11 protein-coding genes are annotated in these 13,388 nt (G+C 59.8%); 5 read left to right on the forward strand and 6 right to left on the reverse strand.

Annotated features, from left to right (window positions below; genetic code table 11):
* Window positions 1-7: 7 nt before the first annotated feature.
* Together HU737_RS07855 and HU737_RS07860 are read left to right on the forward strand one after the other, a co-directional pair.
* Window positions 8-550, forward strand: coding sequence for a helix-turn-helix domain-containing protein (locus HU737_RS07855; protein ID WP_186553445.1), 543 nt, complete (start codon window positions 8-10; stop codon window positions 548-550).
* 10 nt (window positions 551-560) lie between these two features.
* Complete coding sequence (locus HU737_RS07860) at window positions 561-1,343, forward strand: helix-turn-helix domain-containing protein (protein ID WP_186553444.1); 783 nt, start codon at window positions 561-563, stop codon at window positions 1,341-1,343.
* 103 nt (window positions 1,344-1,446) lie between these two features.
* On the opposite strand, the gene HU737_RS07865 is transcribed toward HU737_RS07860, so the two are convergent.
* The gene (locus tag HU737_RS07865; protein ID WP_186553443.1) at window positions 1,447-2,031 is read right to left on the reverse strand and encodes a LysE family translocator; all 585 of its coding nucleotides are present in this window, start codon (window positions 2,029-2,031) and stop codon (window positions 1,447-1,449) included.
* Window positions 2,032-2,308: 277 nt separating this feature from the next.
* On the opposite strand from HU737_RS07865, the gene HU737_RS07870 reads away from it, so the two are divergent.
* Window positions 2,309-3,880, forward strand: coding sequence for a TerC family protein (locus HU737_RS07870; RefSeq protein WP_186553442.1), 1,572 nt, complete (start codon window positions 2,309-2,311; stop codon window positions 3,878-3,880).
* Here HU737_RS07870 and rarD read toward each other — a convergent pair.
* Window positions 3,843-4,730, reverse strand: a complete 888-nt coding sequence (gene rarD, locus HU737_RS07875; RefSeq protein WP_186553441.1) for an EamA family transporter RarD — start codon at window positions 4,728-4,730, stop codon at window positions 3,843-3,845. The genes HU737_RS07870 and rarD overlap by 38 nt on opposite strands.
* Before the next feature lie 33 nt (window positions 4,731-4,763).
* A complete protein-coding gene (locus HU737_RS07880; RefSeq protein ID WP_186553440.1) occupies window positions 4,764-6,344 on the reverse strand; it encodes an EAL domain-containing protein in 1,581 nt (526 codons plus the stop codon).
* A 305-nt stretch (window positions 6,345-6,649) separates the two neighbouring features.
* Here HU737_RS07880 and hppD point away from each other — a divergent pair, with 305 nt between their 5' ends.
* A complete protein-coding gene (hppD, locus tag HU737_RS07885) occupies window positions 6,650-7,726 on the forward strand; it encodes a 4-hydroxyphenylpyruvate dioxygenase (RefSeq protein WP_186553439.1) in 1,077 nt (358 codons plus the stop codon).
* Here hppD and HU737_RS07890 read toward each other — a convergent pair.
* Both HU737_RS07890 and HU737_RS07895 read right to left on the reverse strand, forming a co-directional pair.
* Window positions 7,723-8,550 carry a CSS-motif domain-containing protein gene (locus HU737_RS07890; protein ID WP_186553438.1) on the reverse strand — a complete coding sequence of 276 codons (828 nt, stop codon included), beginning with the start codon at window positions 8,548-8,550 and terminating at the stop codon, window positions 7,723-7,725. The two genes, hppD and HU737_RS07890, sit on opposite strands and share 4 nt — an antisense overlap.
* A gap of 129 nt (window positions 8,551-8,679) precedes the next feature.
* Window positions 8,680-9,369: a type 1 glutamine amidotransferase domain-containing protein gene (locus HU737_RS07895; RefSeq protein ID WP_186553437.1), complete on the reverse strand. Its 690-nt coding sequence runs from the start codon at window positions 9,367-9,369 to the stop codon at window positions 8,680-8,682.
* 200 nt (window positions 9,370-9,569) lie between these two features.
* Here HU737_RS07895 and HU737_RS07900 point away from each other — a divergent pair, with 200 nt between their 5' ends.
* Complete coding sequence (locus HU737_RS07900; RefSeq protein WP_186553654.1) at window positions 9,570-11,684, forward strand: PAS domain-containing hybrid sensor histidine kinase/response regulator family protein; 2,115 nt, start codon at window positions 9,570-9,572, stop codon at window positions 11,682-11,684.
* Here HU737_RS07900 and HU737_RS07905 read toward each other — a convergent pair.
* Window positions 11,674-13,299: an ATP-binding protein gene (locus HU737_RS07905; protein ID WP_186553436.1), complete on the reverse strand. Its 1,626-nt coding sequence runs from the start codon at window positions 13,297-13,299 to the stop codon at window positions 11,674-11,676. The two genes, HU737_RS07900 and HU737_RS07905, sit on opposite strands and share 11 nt — an antisense overlap.
* Between the last annotated feature and the right edge of the window lie 89 nt (window positions 13,300-13,388).

Consider the following 13,388-nt stretch of genomic DNA (forward strand, 5'->3'; position numbering starts at 1 on the left):
GCGTCACATGTCTATCCGACTGAAACTGCTGAGAAAAAAACTGGGGATTACCCTGGAGGTGCTGGCTGACAAGGCCGGCATGACCAAGAGCTACCTGTCCAAGGTCGAGCGGGGGCTCAATACCCCGTCCATCGCCACGGCGCTCAAGCTTGCCCGGGCGTTGAACGTCAATGTCGAAGAGCTGTTCGCCGATGATCCCTCAGGCGAGGCGCGTTACAGCCTGGTGCGCGGCACTGAGCGCCAGGCCCTGGTGGGCAGCGGTGAGGGGCCGGGCTACGCGGTGTTGACCTCGCAGGTCGGCCTGCGCAGTTTGTTGCCGTTCATGATCCAGCCGCCGAGCGAATTCAGCGACCCGACCTTCAAGGCGCATGAGGGTGAAGAGTTTCTGTTCGTCCACCAAGGCCAGGTCGAGGTGGATTTCATGACCGAGCGGCTGCTGCTGGAGCAGGGCGATGCCTTGCACTTCAATGCCCAGACGCCGCACCGCCTGCGTTCGGTCGGGCCACAGCAGGCGCAGTTGCTGGTGGTGGTGCAAGGCAGCGGCGAGTGAGGGCAGGGCGATGATCGAGGTGTCGCGGTTCTGGCGTGATCCGGCTTTGCCATTCGTCGAAGCGCGGCGTGTCGGTGATGGGCGCCAGGTCTGCTATGGCGCACATTCTCATGAGAGTTTTTCCATGGGTGTGATCACCGGCGGGCGCAGTACCTATGTGACCGGCGACAGCTGTCATGAAGTCGCAGCAGGGGCGACGGTGCTGATGAAGCCGGGCGTGGTGCACGCCTGCAATCCGATCGAGGGCCAGCCTTGGTCGTATGTGATGTTGTTCGTCGATGTGCCGTGGTTGCAGGCCCAGGGGATCAATCTGCCGGATGCAACGCTGAGCACCTCGCCAGCCCTGTACAGCCACTTGTTGCAAGTGCTGGCGGGGTTGTTCGATGGCGACACGCCAGGTCGTGAGGCGCTGTTAGCGGGTTTCTTTCAGGTATTGCCGGGCTATCTGGATCGCCCCTCGGTCACTCGATCTGTGCAGCATCCGCGCCTTGAGGCCGCAGCTGCGTTCATCCGCGCACATCGACTGGATCCGTTGAGCCTTGAAGAAATCTGCGCTGCAGCCGGACTGTCGCGTGCTTACTTGATCCGTGCGTTCCGCCAGCGTTTTGGCCTCACTCCGCATGGTTATCTGCTGGATCAGCGCGTGCAGCATGCGCGTGCTCAACTGCGTGTGGGCCGGCCGATTGCCGAGGTCGCGCTGGAGGCGGGGTTTGCTGACCAGGCGCATTTGCAGCGGGCGTTCAAGCAGCATCTGGCGGCAACGCCTGGGCATTATCGGCAGGCTGTCAGGTAAGGTCGCCTGTTCGCAGTTGAACCGATCCCACAACTACCGCTACAGCGCGATCCCTGTAGGAGCGGGCTTGCCCGCGAAGAGGCCGGTACAGACAATACGTTCATCACTCCATAACCAGATACAGGGCACTGGCAACCAGTAGCGCGGCCAGCGTACGATTGAACACCCTCATGTACCTTGGATTGCCCAGATACTGGCCAATCACACTCCCAGCCCAGGCCCAGCTGGCGATCGACACGAAGCAGATCGGCCCATAGATCCAGATAAACAGCCACAACAGCTGCTGTTCACCGCCGGTATAGGCACCCACCCCAGCCAGCGCCGCCAGCCAGGCTTTCGGGTTGAGCCATTGCATCGCCGCACCGTGCCAGGCCGACGGTGCGCGCAACTCCCCCTGGTTGCCGAGCCCACCCTTGTCACTTGCCAGTCGCCACGCCAGGTACAGCAAGAACAGCACTCCACCCCAGTGCAGTCCCAGACCGATCAGGGGCCAGCGTACTAACAGTTCATGCAGGCCCAGGCCAACCACGATCAACAGCAGGCAAAAGCCCAAGCTGGCTCCGACCACATGCCTGAGACTGGCGCGCAGGCCATGCCGTGCCCCGCTGCCAAGCGCGACGATATTGACCGGCCCCGGTGAAATCGAAGCCGCCAGGGCGAAGGCGGCCATGGACAATGACAGGCTCATGGATGACATCTCGTGTTGGAAGATGTCCGCTATCCTGATCAGCAAGCGCGGCGGCGTATTGAATAAAAGTGCCCTGATAGGGTCGCTGCATGCACAGCTGTTACAGGTTTTGTAATAGTTTCGCGCTGTGAGAAAAAGCGTCTGTGATTGTAGGATCTCCATCCGTATTTTCTATCAAGGTATGTATGAGCACCTTCTCGGAGCCCCCCAGTTTCAGGCCATCCTGGCCTTCCTTCTCCCCCCGTCCTCGTGACGCTTGCTTCGTGAGTACCCGCTAATGGAATGGCTAGCCGACCCCACGGCCTGGCTGGGCCTGCTGACGCTTATCGTCCTCGAGCTGGTACTGGGCATCGACAACCTGGTATTCATCGCCATTCTGGCTGACAAGCTGCCCCCGCATCAGCGCGACCGCGCGCGGGTAATCGGCTTGACCTTGGCGCTGGTCATGCGCCTGGGCTTGCTGGCGAGCATCTCGTGGATGGTTACCCTCACCGCGCCGCTGTTCGAGATCTTCGACAAGAGCTTCTCGGGCCGCGACCTGATCATGCTGTTTGGTGGTGTGTTCCTGTTGTTCAAGGCGACCATGGAGCTGCATGAACGGCTTGAGGGCCATGTCACCCAATCCAGTGGCGCCCTGCGTCATGCCGCGTTCTGGCCCATCGTGGCGCAGATCGTGGTGCTCGATGCGGTGTTCTCGCTCGATGCGGTAATCACTGCGGTAGGTATGGTCGAGCACCTGTCGGTGATGATGATTGCAGTGATCTTCTCGATCGGCATCATGATCGTCGCCAGCAAACCGCTGACCCGCTTCGTCAACGCCCACCCCACCGTGATCATGCTGTGTCTGGGCTTCTTGATGATGATCGGCTTCAGCCTGACCGCCGAAGGCCTGGGCTTCCACATCCCGAAAGGCTACCTGTATGCGGCAATTGGCTTCTCGATCCTGATCGAGCTGTTCAACCAGTTGGCCCGTGCCCGCCGCAAGCGCAGCTTGCAGCAGCATCGGCCGCTGCGTGAGCGGACCGCCCATGCGGTACTGCGCCTGATGGGCGGTCGCCGGGTCGAGGCCGACGAGGTCGGTGAAGAGATCGCCGATCTGGTCGAGGGTGGCGAAGAGCAGGTGCTGTTCGATCGCCGCGAACGGGTGATGATCAGCGGCGTGCTGAACCTGGCCGAGCGGCCGATTCGCACGGTGATGACGGTGCGTGCCGAAGTCGATGCGATCGACCTGGCGCAAGCGCCCGAAGCCATTACCCAGGCCCTGGCCAACTCGCCATACTCGCGCCTGCCGTTGATTCGCAATGGGCGTATCGAGGAACCGTTGGGCTTTGTGCACAAGAAGGAGTTGCTCAAGGAGCTGCTCGACGGCAATCAGCCGGACCTGGAACGCATGGCCCGCGCGCCGCTGAACCTGCTCGAAAGCTTCACCCTGCTCAACGCTTTGGAACAGATGCGCAACCAGTCGACGCACATTGCTTTCGTGGTTAACGAGTTCGGTGATTTCACCGGCGTGCTGACCATGACCGACATCCTTGAGTCGATTGCGGGCGAGCTACCCGACGCCAGCGAGGTCGAGGGGCCGGCGATCATCGAGGAGGAGGGTGGCTTCGTCGTCAGTGGCGCCTTGAACCTCAGCCAGGTGCAGGCGCGCATTGGCTTCAGCGCGCGTGCCACTGAGGACTACCAGACCCTGGCGGGCCTGGTGATGAGTCTGCTGGATCGGCTGCCGGTGGTCGGCGACCGCCTGGCCTGGAACGGCTGGAGCATGACCGTGGTGGCGGTGGAGGAGCGCCGCGTGCGTCAGGTGCGCCTTACACCGAACGCCGACGTTGACGCAGCAGGTGCTTGAAGCCTTCAAGCACTAGCACCAGGACTGCGGCCCAGATCGGCAGGTAGGTCAGCCACTGGTCGGGGCCGATGGTCTCGCCCAGTAGCAGGGCCACGCCCACCAGCAACACCGGCTCTACATAGCTGAGCAGCCCGAACAGGCTGAAGGGCAACAGCCGACTGGCCAGCACGTAGGCGATCAGGGCGCAGGCACTGATCGCCCCGAGCAGCGGGATCAAGCCGTACAAGCCTGGGTGTTCGACCAGGTCAGCCGCCGACAGCGGCCCCTGGATCACGAAGTACAGCGCCCAAGGCAGCAACAGGCACATGTCGCACCACAGCCCGCCCAGGTGATCGGTGCGGCAGCGTCGGCGCAGCACGAAGTAGATCGGGTAGCCGATCATCACCAGCAGGGTTTCCCAAGCGAAACTGCCATTCTGATACAGCTCATGGCCCACCCCCAGGGCTGCGCAGCTCACCGCCACTTTCTGCAAGCGAGACAGACGCTCGCCGTACACCAGTCGCCCGGTCATGACCATGGCCAGCGGCAACAGGAAGTAGCCCATCGACACCTCAAGGCTACGCCCATGCAGCGGCGCCCAGAGGAACAGCCACAGCTGCACGCCCATCAACCACGAGGTGCCGACCATGCCGAGCAGCAGCATCGGCGTTTGTCGCACCCTGGCCAAAAGCTCGCCGACCCGTTTGAAGTCTTTGCTGACCAGCATGAACAAGGTCAGGCAAGGCAGGGTCAGCAGGGTCCGCCAGCCAAAGATCTCCTCACCGTCCAGCGGTGCCAACAAGGAGGTGTAGAAATACATCACGGCGAACAAACACGACGCCATGACCGACGAAAGAATGCCTTTTGACACGAATGCCTCGGTTACAGGAGATGAGCGGGTGGATCAGCCGCGCATGATCTCAGGGCGCGCTGGTTGCGGCAACCGCGAGCTTTGTGCGGCCAAGGCACGCAGGAACTCCTCCAGCGGCATCGGCCGGGCAAACAGGAAGCCTTGCTGGAAATCTACCTGGCGCTGTTCGAGGTAGTCGCGTTGGGTCTGGGTTTCCACCCCTTCGGCGACAATGCCCAGGCCTAGCTTGGTCGACAGCTCGATGATGCTGTCCAAGATGTGCTGGGACAGCGCATCGCCGCCGATCATGGCGACGAAACTTTGGTCGATCTTCAGGTAGTCGACGTTGAACTGGCGCAGATAATTCAGGCTGGACTGGCCGGTGCCGAAGTCATCCAGGGCAATCATCACGCCCATTTCGTGGAGTTTTTCAAACAACTCCAGGGTCACTGGCGTGGCTTCGATCAACTTGCGCTCGGTCAGCTCCAGGGTCAGCTTCACCCGGCCTGGCTCGAAGTGCTGCAAGAAGGTCCGGCAGTCATCGAGCAGGCGCAGGTCGCGGCAATGATCGGCAGTGATATTGATGCCAATATGGAAACCGTCTTCGAGCAGCGCTGCGTACGGCGCCAAGCCTTGGGCGGTATGCAGCATCAGTGCGCGGGTCATGGCGACGATCTGGCCACTGTGCTCGGCATACGGGATGAACAAATCAGGGCGCACCAGGCCTTCGCGCGGGTGATTCCAGCGCATCAGCACTTCGGCGCCGGCCCAGCGATAGTCGCCTTTGCGTACTACGGGCTGGAAATAGGGCAGGAATTCATCTGCTTCCAGGGCGCGATCCAACTCGCTGCGCGGCGACGAGGCGCGGCGGATCTGCCAGCGCACGACACTCCCGGCCACTACCCCAAGCAGCAGCAACAGACTGAGCAGCGCAGGATAATGATCGCGCATCAGCTCAGCTTGTTTATGTGCGCCATAGCCGCCATGCACACTGAACGGATAGCGCGCCGAGGCTTGCAGCACTGCTGCGGTCGCGGCCGTCGGCGGGGTACCGTGACGAACCACGCCGTCCTTGCCCATCCAATTATTGCCCACCTGGATCTGCAGGTCCTCGTCCCTGCCGAGCATGCGCAGTACCGTGAGCAGGTGATCGCCGTCCACCGTGGTGATGGCGCCGCGTGCGCCTTCACTGGCGCGATAGACCAGCAGCGGGTGGCCAGGTGTTACCGAGTTGCCATCCATCAGCCACAACCGGCCTTCGGTGTAGTCAGCCGCGTTGACGGGTTCGTCAAATTCGCCAAACAGCGAGTTGCAGTAGAGCGTGTTGCGTTCGAACAGGTTGGTCGAGCGCACGAACGCATTGCGCGTCACCTGGCTGCGCAAGGCCACCTCGACCTCAGCGCAGGGCTTGCCGACCAGGGGAAACAACGACCTGGCAGAGGCCGACAAACTGTCCAGGATCTGCTCGATGTGCTGCACCACCTGCTCGGTGGTGGCCTGGCTGCTCTCGCGCAACTCACGCTGCGCCTGCCAGTTCATCACCGCCGCCCCACACACCAGGGGCAGTGCGCCGACCACCCAGGGCAGCAGGGCGCGCCAGCTCCAGCGGGCGGGACGTTTAACGGAAAGGGGCATGCTGACCTAATCTTGAGGAAGGAATACGCACAGGATAGCCGTTTGTCGGTTGGCTTGACGCACTTAAAACGCGACAAACCGATTTACGCCAGATAGAATCGGTTTACGAATACAACAATAAGGTTCTCCCTCCCGGAGGATCAAGCCCGCCGAGAATGGGTCCATATGACATATCATGGGTTCACGTTGATCATAGGTGGCTTCCTCGCCCGCAGCGTGCGGGGCATCCCCTGCTCACCACCACGTCTGTCCGACATCCCAAGCACCTGACCAACCGTTAATGCGCTGTAGATGAGGACACGAACATGGCTGATATCTTTGACAATCCAATGGGTCTGATGGGTTTTGAGTTCATCGAGCTCGCCTCGCCGACCCCGGGTGTGCTGGAGCCTGTATTCCAGATCATGGGCTTTACCAAGGTGGCGTCGCACCGTTCCAAGGACGTGCACCTGTACCGCCAGGGCGGTATCAACCTGATTCTGAACAACGAACCCAAGAGCATCGCTTCCTACTTTGCCGCCGAGCATGGCCCGTCGGTGTGCGGCATGGCATTTCGCGTGCGCAATGCCCATGAAGCCTATGCCCGCGCCCTGGAACTGGGCGCCCAGCCGGTCGAGATCGAAACCGGCCCGATGGAGCTGCGCCTGCCCGCGATCAAGGGCATTGGCGGCGCGCCGCTGTACCTGATCGACCGCCATGAAGAAGGCAGCTCGATCTATGACATCGACTTCAAGTTCATCGACGGGGTCGATCGCAATCCGGTTGGCGCAGGCCTCAAGCTCATCGATCACCTGACCCATAACGTCTATCGTGGGCGCATGGCGTACTGGGCAGGCTTCTACGAGAAACTGTTCAACTTCCGCGAGATCCGCTATTTCGACATCAAGGGCGAATACACCGGCCTGACCTCCAAGGCCATGACCGCGCCCGATGGCATGATTCGTATCCCGCTCAACGAGGAGTCGTCCAAGGGCGCGGGGCAGATCGAAGAGTTCCTGATGCAGTTCAACGGCGAGGGCATCCAGCATGTCGCCTTCCTCACCGATGACCTGATCAAGACCTGGGACGCCCTCAAAGGCTTGGGCATGCGCTTCATGACCGCCCCGCCGCAAACCTACTACGAGATGCTCGAAGAGCGTCTGCCTGGTCATGGTGAGCCGGTCGATCAGTTGCAGGCCCGCGGTATCCTGCTCGATGGTGCCTCCGAGGCCGATGACAAGCGACTGCTGCTGCAGATCTTCTCGGAAACCTTGCTGGGGCCCGTGTTCTTCGAGTTCATCCAGCGCAAGGGCGATGATGGCTTTGGCGAGGGTAACTTCAAAGCCCTGTTCGAATCGATCGAGCGCGATCAGGTGCGTCGCGGTGTGCTCAGCACCGATTAACTACTGGCACGCCCCCGTCTTGTGTTCAGGGCGGGGGTTGCCCTGGTTTTATGCCTTTTCCTGTGAATTCCCCAATAGGCCATCGCAGCGGTCAGCACGCCTACCAGCGCCAGTGACGGGAGCGTTCCCAGTAGGGAATGGTGTATCTCGTGAGCCGTGTGACCGGTGGGATAGCCTGCTTTAAGCGTGTAGCCGTGTTTGACTGATCGCGCACTCTGGAAGAACTCCGATTGCGATGGCCGCGTCGGCTCCCGACTGTCTCCTCGGGCCCAGATGTACTTGTCATCGAACTCCAGCAGCATCACCAAGTCACCCTGGAAGCCATACAATGCGTTGCGCAGCGCAAGGCCATAGGCGGTGGCGACGACGCCTGAGTTGTTAGCTGCTAACCAATACTCCACGACCACCCCATTCGGGGTGCTAGGAGAGGTCAAATTAAGCCTGACATTCGGGCTTTGGGTGTCAGAGTGGTGCAGCTTTGGATAGGGAGGCGGTAAAGTGCTGCAATAACCTATGTTGTTGCGCGTCAACATCAGTGAACTAATTCGCGAGTCCTTGGCTGTGCGGGCTTTCAACGCACCGATCACGCGGTCGCAGGGTCTACCGGCATATGCCAAGGTGTCGCTGGCGGCGCTAAGCAAGTTGTCTAACACCCGATCAATGACCACCACGGCTTCGCTGGCCGTTACCCGAGCGTGCTCGTCAAGATTGTTCTCCAGCTGATATACCATCACTGTCAGCCCGGAAGCCACAGGCACCAGCCCAACCCCCATAATCAGCAAAAGCTGCAACAGGCTTCGTGCTGCATACTTGAGTTTCGACATCGGCTTACCCTCCTTGTCAGAGCTGTCCATTGTTGGACAGATGCTGGGGGAGGGTACGGGGGACATCCTCTCTGAGCTGTAGTCTTGAGCCGGTTTAACTCTGGTAAATGTGGTCGCGCGCTGTGGGAGTCAGCTCTTCTTGCCGAGCGTTTCTACAACTTTTTCCGCCACCAAGGCGCTAGAAGCTGGGTTTTGGCCGGTAATCAACCGCCCATCGCACACGACAAACTCAGCCCACGGCTCATCGTGCTTGGTGTATCTACCGCCTCGTGCGCCCAGCTCGTTCTCAGTCAGATAGGGAACTACCTTATCCAGCTCAGCGAGCTTTTCTTCGGTATTGGAAAAACCGGTGACTTCACGGTCTTTGATCAACAGCGTGTTGTCACTAAGTTTGATATTCAACAAGCCGACTGCTCCATGGCACACCGCCGCGACCACACCCCCTTTTTCATAGATGCGCCGCGCCAGCTCTTGCAGCGCCGCGTTATCCGGGAAATCCCAGATAACCCCATGGCCGCCGGTGTAGTAAATCGCGCTGTAATCATCAGGTTTTACCTGGCCTGGGCTGAGGGTAGTGCCCAAGCGGTTCATGAACTGCTTGTCGTCATACCACTGCCAATCCAGATCAGGCGCCATCTGCAGGCTGTGCGGATCAATGGGAATGTATCCGCCGTTGGGGCTGACATAGTCAACGGCGTAGCCACTTTTTTCGACCACCTCGACAAAGTGGACCGCCTCGCCCAGCCACAGGCCGGTTGCGCGTTTAAGGGTGGGATATTTGGCGGTGTTGGTCAGCACGACTAGGATTTTCTTGCTCATGACCTCACTCCATCGACAGGAAAGGGCCCGGTGACTCCGGGAACGCATGGCAAAGCCTAATCAGCATAGCTGGCACTGAGCACGATGCCATCGGTGTGATAGTGGCAATGTGCTAGCCTTGGATCTATGCACGATTGAGGCGATTAAGGTCGGCTTAGTCAGTGGTTAACCAAATGTTGCAGTACGCCTTGTCCAGGCAGATGATGCTGGGCAGCCAGCCACGTCAAGGAATGAACAAATTGGTCGCGAAAGGTAAGTCATCCGAGCCTGGACTCCAGGTAATTAGCCTTACGCCAGCCGTCCCCTTTGCTGAAAGCATGGACAAGTCGATTAGCCAGTTCGACTGGAGCACAACATCCTTGGGGGCCTTACCCCAATGGCCGCCGGCCCTACGCATTGCCGTCGACATGATGCAGCATTCGCCGTTCCCCAGCGCACTGGCATGGGGTGCGGAGCTGACGGTGATCCATAACCAGGGGTATCGAGGCCTATTGTCGGCAAAACGGCAGACCTTGGGCTGTTCTTTCGATGCGTTGTGGAGCGACGAACACTGGCAGGTGATCGGCCCTTGTGTGTTCAAAGCGCTGCAAGGTCAGGCCAGTTTCGTTGAAGACACCCCCATTCGCATAGACCCTGGCAACGGCATGGGCCAAGCCTGGTATGCCTTCAGCTACACCCCCATCAGGGATGATCAGGGGGCAGTAGCGGGCGTACTGCATACGGTCATCGATACCACCGCGAGCATGGAGACCATTGGCCAGTGGCGAGAACTGGCGACAACCTTCGAAAAGCAGATCGCTCGCTACATGGCGGACCGAGACCACATCTGGCAGCTTTCGCGCGATGCCATGGTCATGCTCAAGCGCGACATGCGTCTGCACGCGGCCAATCCTGCGTGGCAGCAGATATTGGGTTGGAGTGAGGATGAAGTGGCGGGCATGCCGATCCTGGAGCTGGTGCATCCAGCCGACCGCCCGCAAATCCGTAGTGCGGTCCTGGATGTCCTGCATGGCAAAGGGGTCGAGCAGATCGAAACCCGGCTACGCCACAAAGAAGGGCATTACCGTTGGTTCAGCTGGAGCGGCAGGCTGGAAGGCGATGTGTTGACGGCGGTGGGGCGCGATATCAGCCAAGAGCGCGAAGACGCCATTCGCCAGAGTGAGATGCTCCTGCGCAACAGTCAGCGAATGCAAGCTGTAGGGCAGTTGGCGGGTGGTATGGCCCATGAGATGAATAACCTGTTGTCGGGTATCGGCGGTAGCCTTGAGCTGTTGCAACGGCGCTTGGCGCAAGGGCGTTTAGAGCGGGTCGACAACTATGTGCTATTGGCGCGTGATTCAGTCCAGCGGGCGATGACCCTCACCCATCGATTGTTGGCCTTTTCCAGAAGCCAACCACTGTCACCGGACAACGTGGATATCAACCGCTTGCTGGAAGCCGCCGAGCCGTTACTGCTGCAGGCACTGGGGCCGGAGATGCGCTTGCAGTGGCAATTGGATACGGCGCCATGGCCGGTCTATCTGGATGCCGCGCAATTGGAAAATGCATTGATCAATCTGTGCGCCAATTCCCGCGATGCCTGCCGGGACCGCGGCCAGCTGACGATTCGCAGTGTCAACCAGCGTCTGACGGGCTCGCAGGCCAGCGATAGCGGTTTGCCCAACGGCGATTATGTGACCATTCATGTCGAGGACAATGGCCATGGCATGTCGAGAGAAGACGTGACACGTGCGTTCGAACCGTTTTTCACCACCAAACCGGCTGGTCGAGGGGCGGGGCTTGGGTTGCCGATGGTCTACGGTTTTGTCAGGCAGTCTGGTGGCCACGCTTGGGTTGAATCGACCTTGGGTAAGGGCACCCGGGTGTCAATGATGTTTCCGCGTGGTGAGGCGTTGCCGGAACCAGAACAGACCTCAGCAGCGTTACCAGCAAGCACCGCACGTGGACGCGGCGAGCGCGTGCTGTTGATCGACGATGAGGCCAATCTACGCAATTTGATGAAAGAGGCATTGGCGGACTTTGGTTTTGATGTCAGCGATGCTACCGATGCCAATTCTGCTTTGGGGCAGTACCAGCTCGCTGGCACATTTGATTTGGTCATCACCGACATTGGGCTTCCGGGAGGATTCAGTGGACGTCAGGTAGCCAAGGCCATGCGTCTGCTCAACCCCGAACAGAAAATTCTATTCATTACCGGATTTACCGAACAACCCATAGAGCAGCAATTGCTCAGCCAGTCAGGAACTGCGCTGATGCTCAAGCCCTTCACCCTGGAGAGCTTGGTAGAGCAGGCCCAACGCATGATTAGTTGTTAGCGCCGCTTGAGCGTTTGCCCAGCATCCCGGCAACCCTCTGTTGCAGGTGGTTGAGTTCAAACGGCTTGCAGATCAATTGCATGCCTGGCCCAAGAAAGTTTTCCCTGGCCATCGCCGTTTCTGCGTAACCGGTGATGAACAGCACAGGCAGGTCCGGGCGCAACTGCTGGGCAATTTCGGCCAATTGCCTGCCGTTCATTCCGGGGAGCCCGACATCACTGATCAGCAAGGCCAAGGGGCGAGGGGAGTGCAGCACGCGCAGCGCCTCGTTGGCGTTGCTCGCTACCTGGCAATCCAAGCCATCTTCGGCAAGTGCCTGGCACACCAGCAGGCGCACATGTTCGTCGTCTTCGACTATCAGCACATGCTGATCAGCCTTGGCAGTGGGGGCGGGTGGGTGATTGGCCTTGGCTTGAGGCTGCACATTGCCTGGATCGCGTGGCAGATACAGGTCAACTCTACTGCCTCGGCCAATTTCACTGTGCAGCGCTACGTGGCCATGCGACTGCTTACTGAAGCCATAGACCATCGACAACCCCATGCCGATGCCCTGGCCAACCGGTTTGGTGCTGAAAAACGGCTCAAAAGCCCGCTCCAGGGTGCTTTGCGACATCCCTTGGCCGTTATCGCTGATGCTGATGCGCAGATAATCACCGCTGGCCAGGCCTTCATGGGCCAAGCGTGCCTTGTCAACGCGCAGGTTGCTCGCCTCGATGGTCATTTCGCCGCCGCTGGGCATCGCCTCCGCAGCGTTGGTCAGTAGATTGTCCAACGCTTCGCGCAGCTGCTGATCATCCGCCTGCACCCGCCAGAGGTTCTTCGGCAGGCGTACTTGCACGTTGATTGCGCCGCCTAAGTCAGTCAATGGCCTCGACTCGAGCAAGGCGCTCAGGTCGACACTGCGGCTGTCCAGTGATTGCCGGGAGGAAAACGCCAATAATCGATGGGTCAGGCGGGCGGCACGCGTAACGGCTTCCTGGCCCATGCGCAACACCCCGCCAAGCTTGTCGGTGCGGCCCTGTTGCAGGTACCGGTCAATTAACTCGAAGCTTCCGCCGATGCTGGTCAACAGATTATTGAAGTCGTGGGCAACGCCGCCGGCCAATTGACCAATGGCTTCCATCTTGCGCGTTTGGTGCAGTGCCTGGACTTCTTTTTGCCGCTGCTGTGTCTGATTGTGCAATTGCTGCTGCAACTCGAGCAATTGGTCGCGAGCAACGTACTGACGGCGTCGGGCACGAAGGGCCGATTGGCTGAGATTTAGTAGCTGGCAATCATCAAAAGGAAGCTGCAGCAACAGCAAGTTACCCAAGCGCTCTCGCGGTGGACCGGTGGTCGGCGAGTGGACATTGGCCAGCAACACAATGGGCAAGTCGGACCATTCAGGTTGGCCATCTATGAATTGATGCAAAGGCGACTTCTGATCGTCGGACAGGCTCTCTTCAGCGACGATTGCCAGGCCAACACCCTCAGACAGCCAGCCACACAAGCGCGCCAGATCGGTTGTACGTTGGCAGCCGATTCCTGCAGCCGCAAGCATTCTGCTGGTCTCTGCCCCCAGACGTGCTGGAGCCAAGATCAGTGCACGCTCGTCCAGTGACAACGAAGCGGCCAAGGCAGCTCTCCCGAAACAGTTGGCGGGTCGCAAGTGACCCTGCCGATATCCACTGGACCATGGTGCCGGGACTGGGGTTCAAACTGTTT

The sequence above is a fragment of the Pseudomonas urmiensis genome (genome assembly GCF_014268815.2).
GTDB classification, from domain to species: Bacteria; Pseudomonadota; Gammaproteobacteria; order Pseudomonadales; family Pseudomonadaceae; genus Aquipseudomonas; species Aquipseudomonas urmiensis.

Bases quoted from the DNA above. Each gene is read 5' to 3' on its own strand.
- HU737_RS07855 (WP_186553445.1), top strand. From the start codon at position 8: ATGTCTATCCGACTGAAACTGCTGAGAAAAAAACTGGGGATTACCCTG.
- HU737_RS07860 (WP_186553444.1), top strand. From the start codon at position 561: ATGATCGAGGTGTCGCGGTTCTGGCGTGATCCGGCTTTGCCATTCGTC.
- HU737_RS07865 (WP_186553443.1), bottom strand. From the start codon at position 2,031: ATGAGCCTGTCATTGTCCATGGCCGCCTTCGCCCTGGCGGCTTCGATT.
- HU737_RS07870 (WP_186553442.1), top strand. From the start codon at position 2,309: ATGGAATGGCTAGCCGACCCCACGGCCTGGCTGGGCCTGCTGACGCTT.
- HU737_RS07880 (WP_186553440.1), bottom strand. From the start codon at position 6,344: ATGCCCCTTTCCGTTAAACGTCCCGCCCGCTGGAGCTGGCGCGCCCTG.
- hppD (WP_186553439.1), top strand. From the start codon at position 6,650: ATGGCTGATATCTTTGACAATCCAATGGGTCTGATGGGTTTTGAGTTC.
- HU737_RS07890 (WP_186553438.1), bottom strand. From the start codon at position 8,550: ATGTCGAAACTCAAGTATGCAGCACGAAGCCTGTTGCAGCTTTTGCTG.
- HU737_RS07895 (WP_186553437.1), bottom strand. From the start codon at position 9,369: ATGAGCAAGAAAATCCTAGTCGTGCTGACCAACACCGCCAAATATCCC.
- HU737_RS07900 (WP_186553654.1), top strand. From the start codon at position 9,570: ATGATGCTGGGCAGCCAGCCACGTCAAGGAATGAACAAATTGGTCGCG.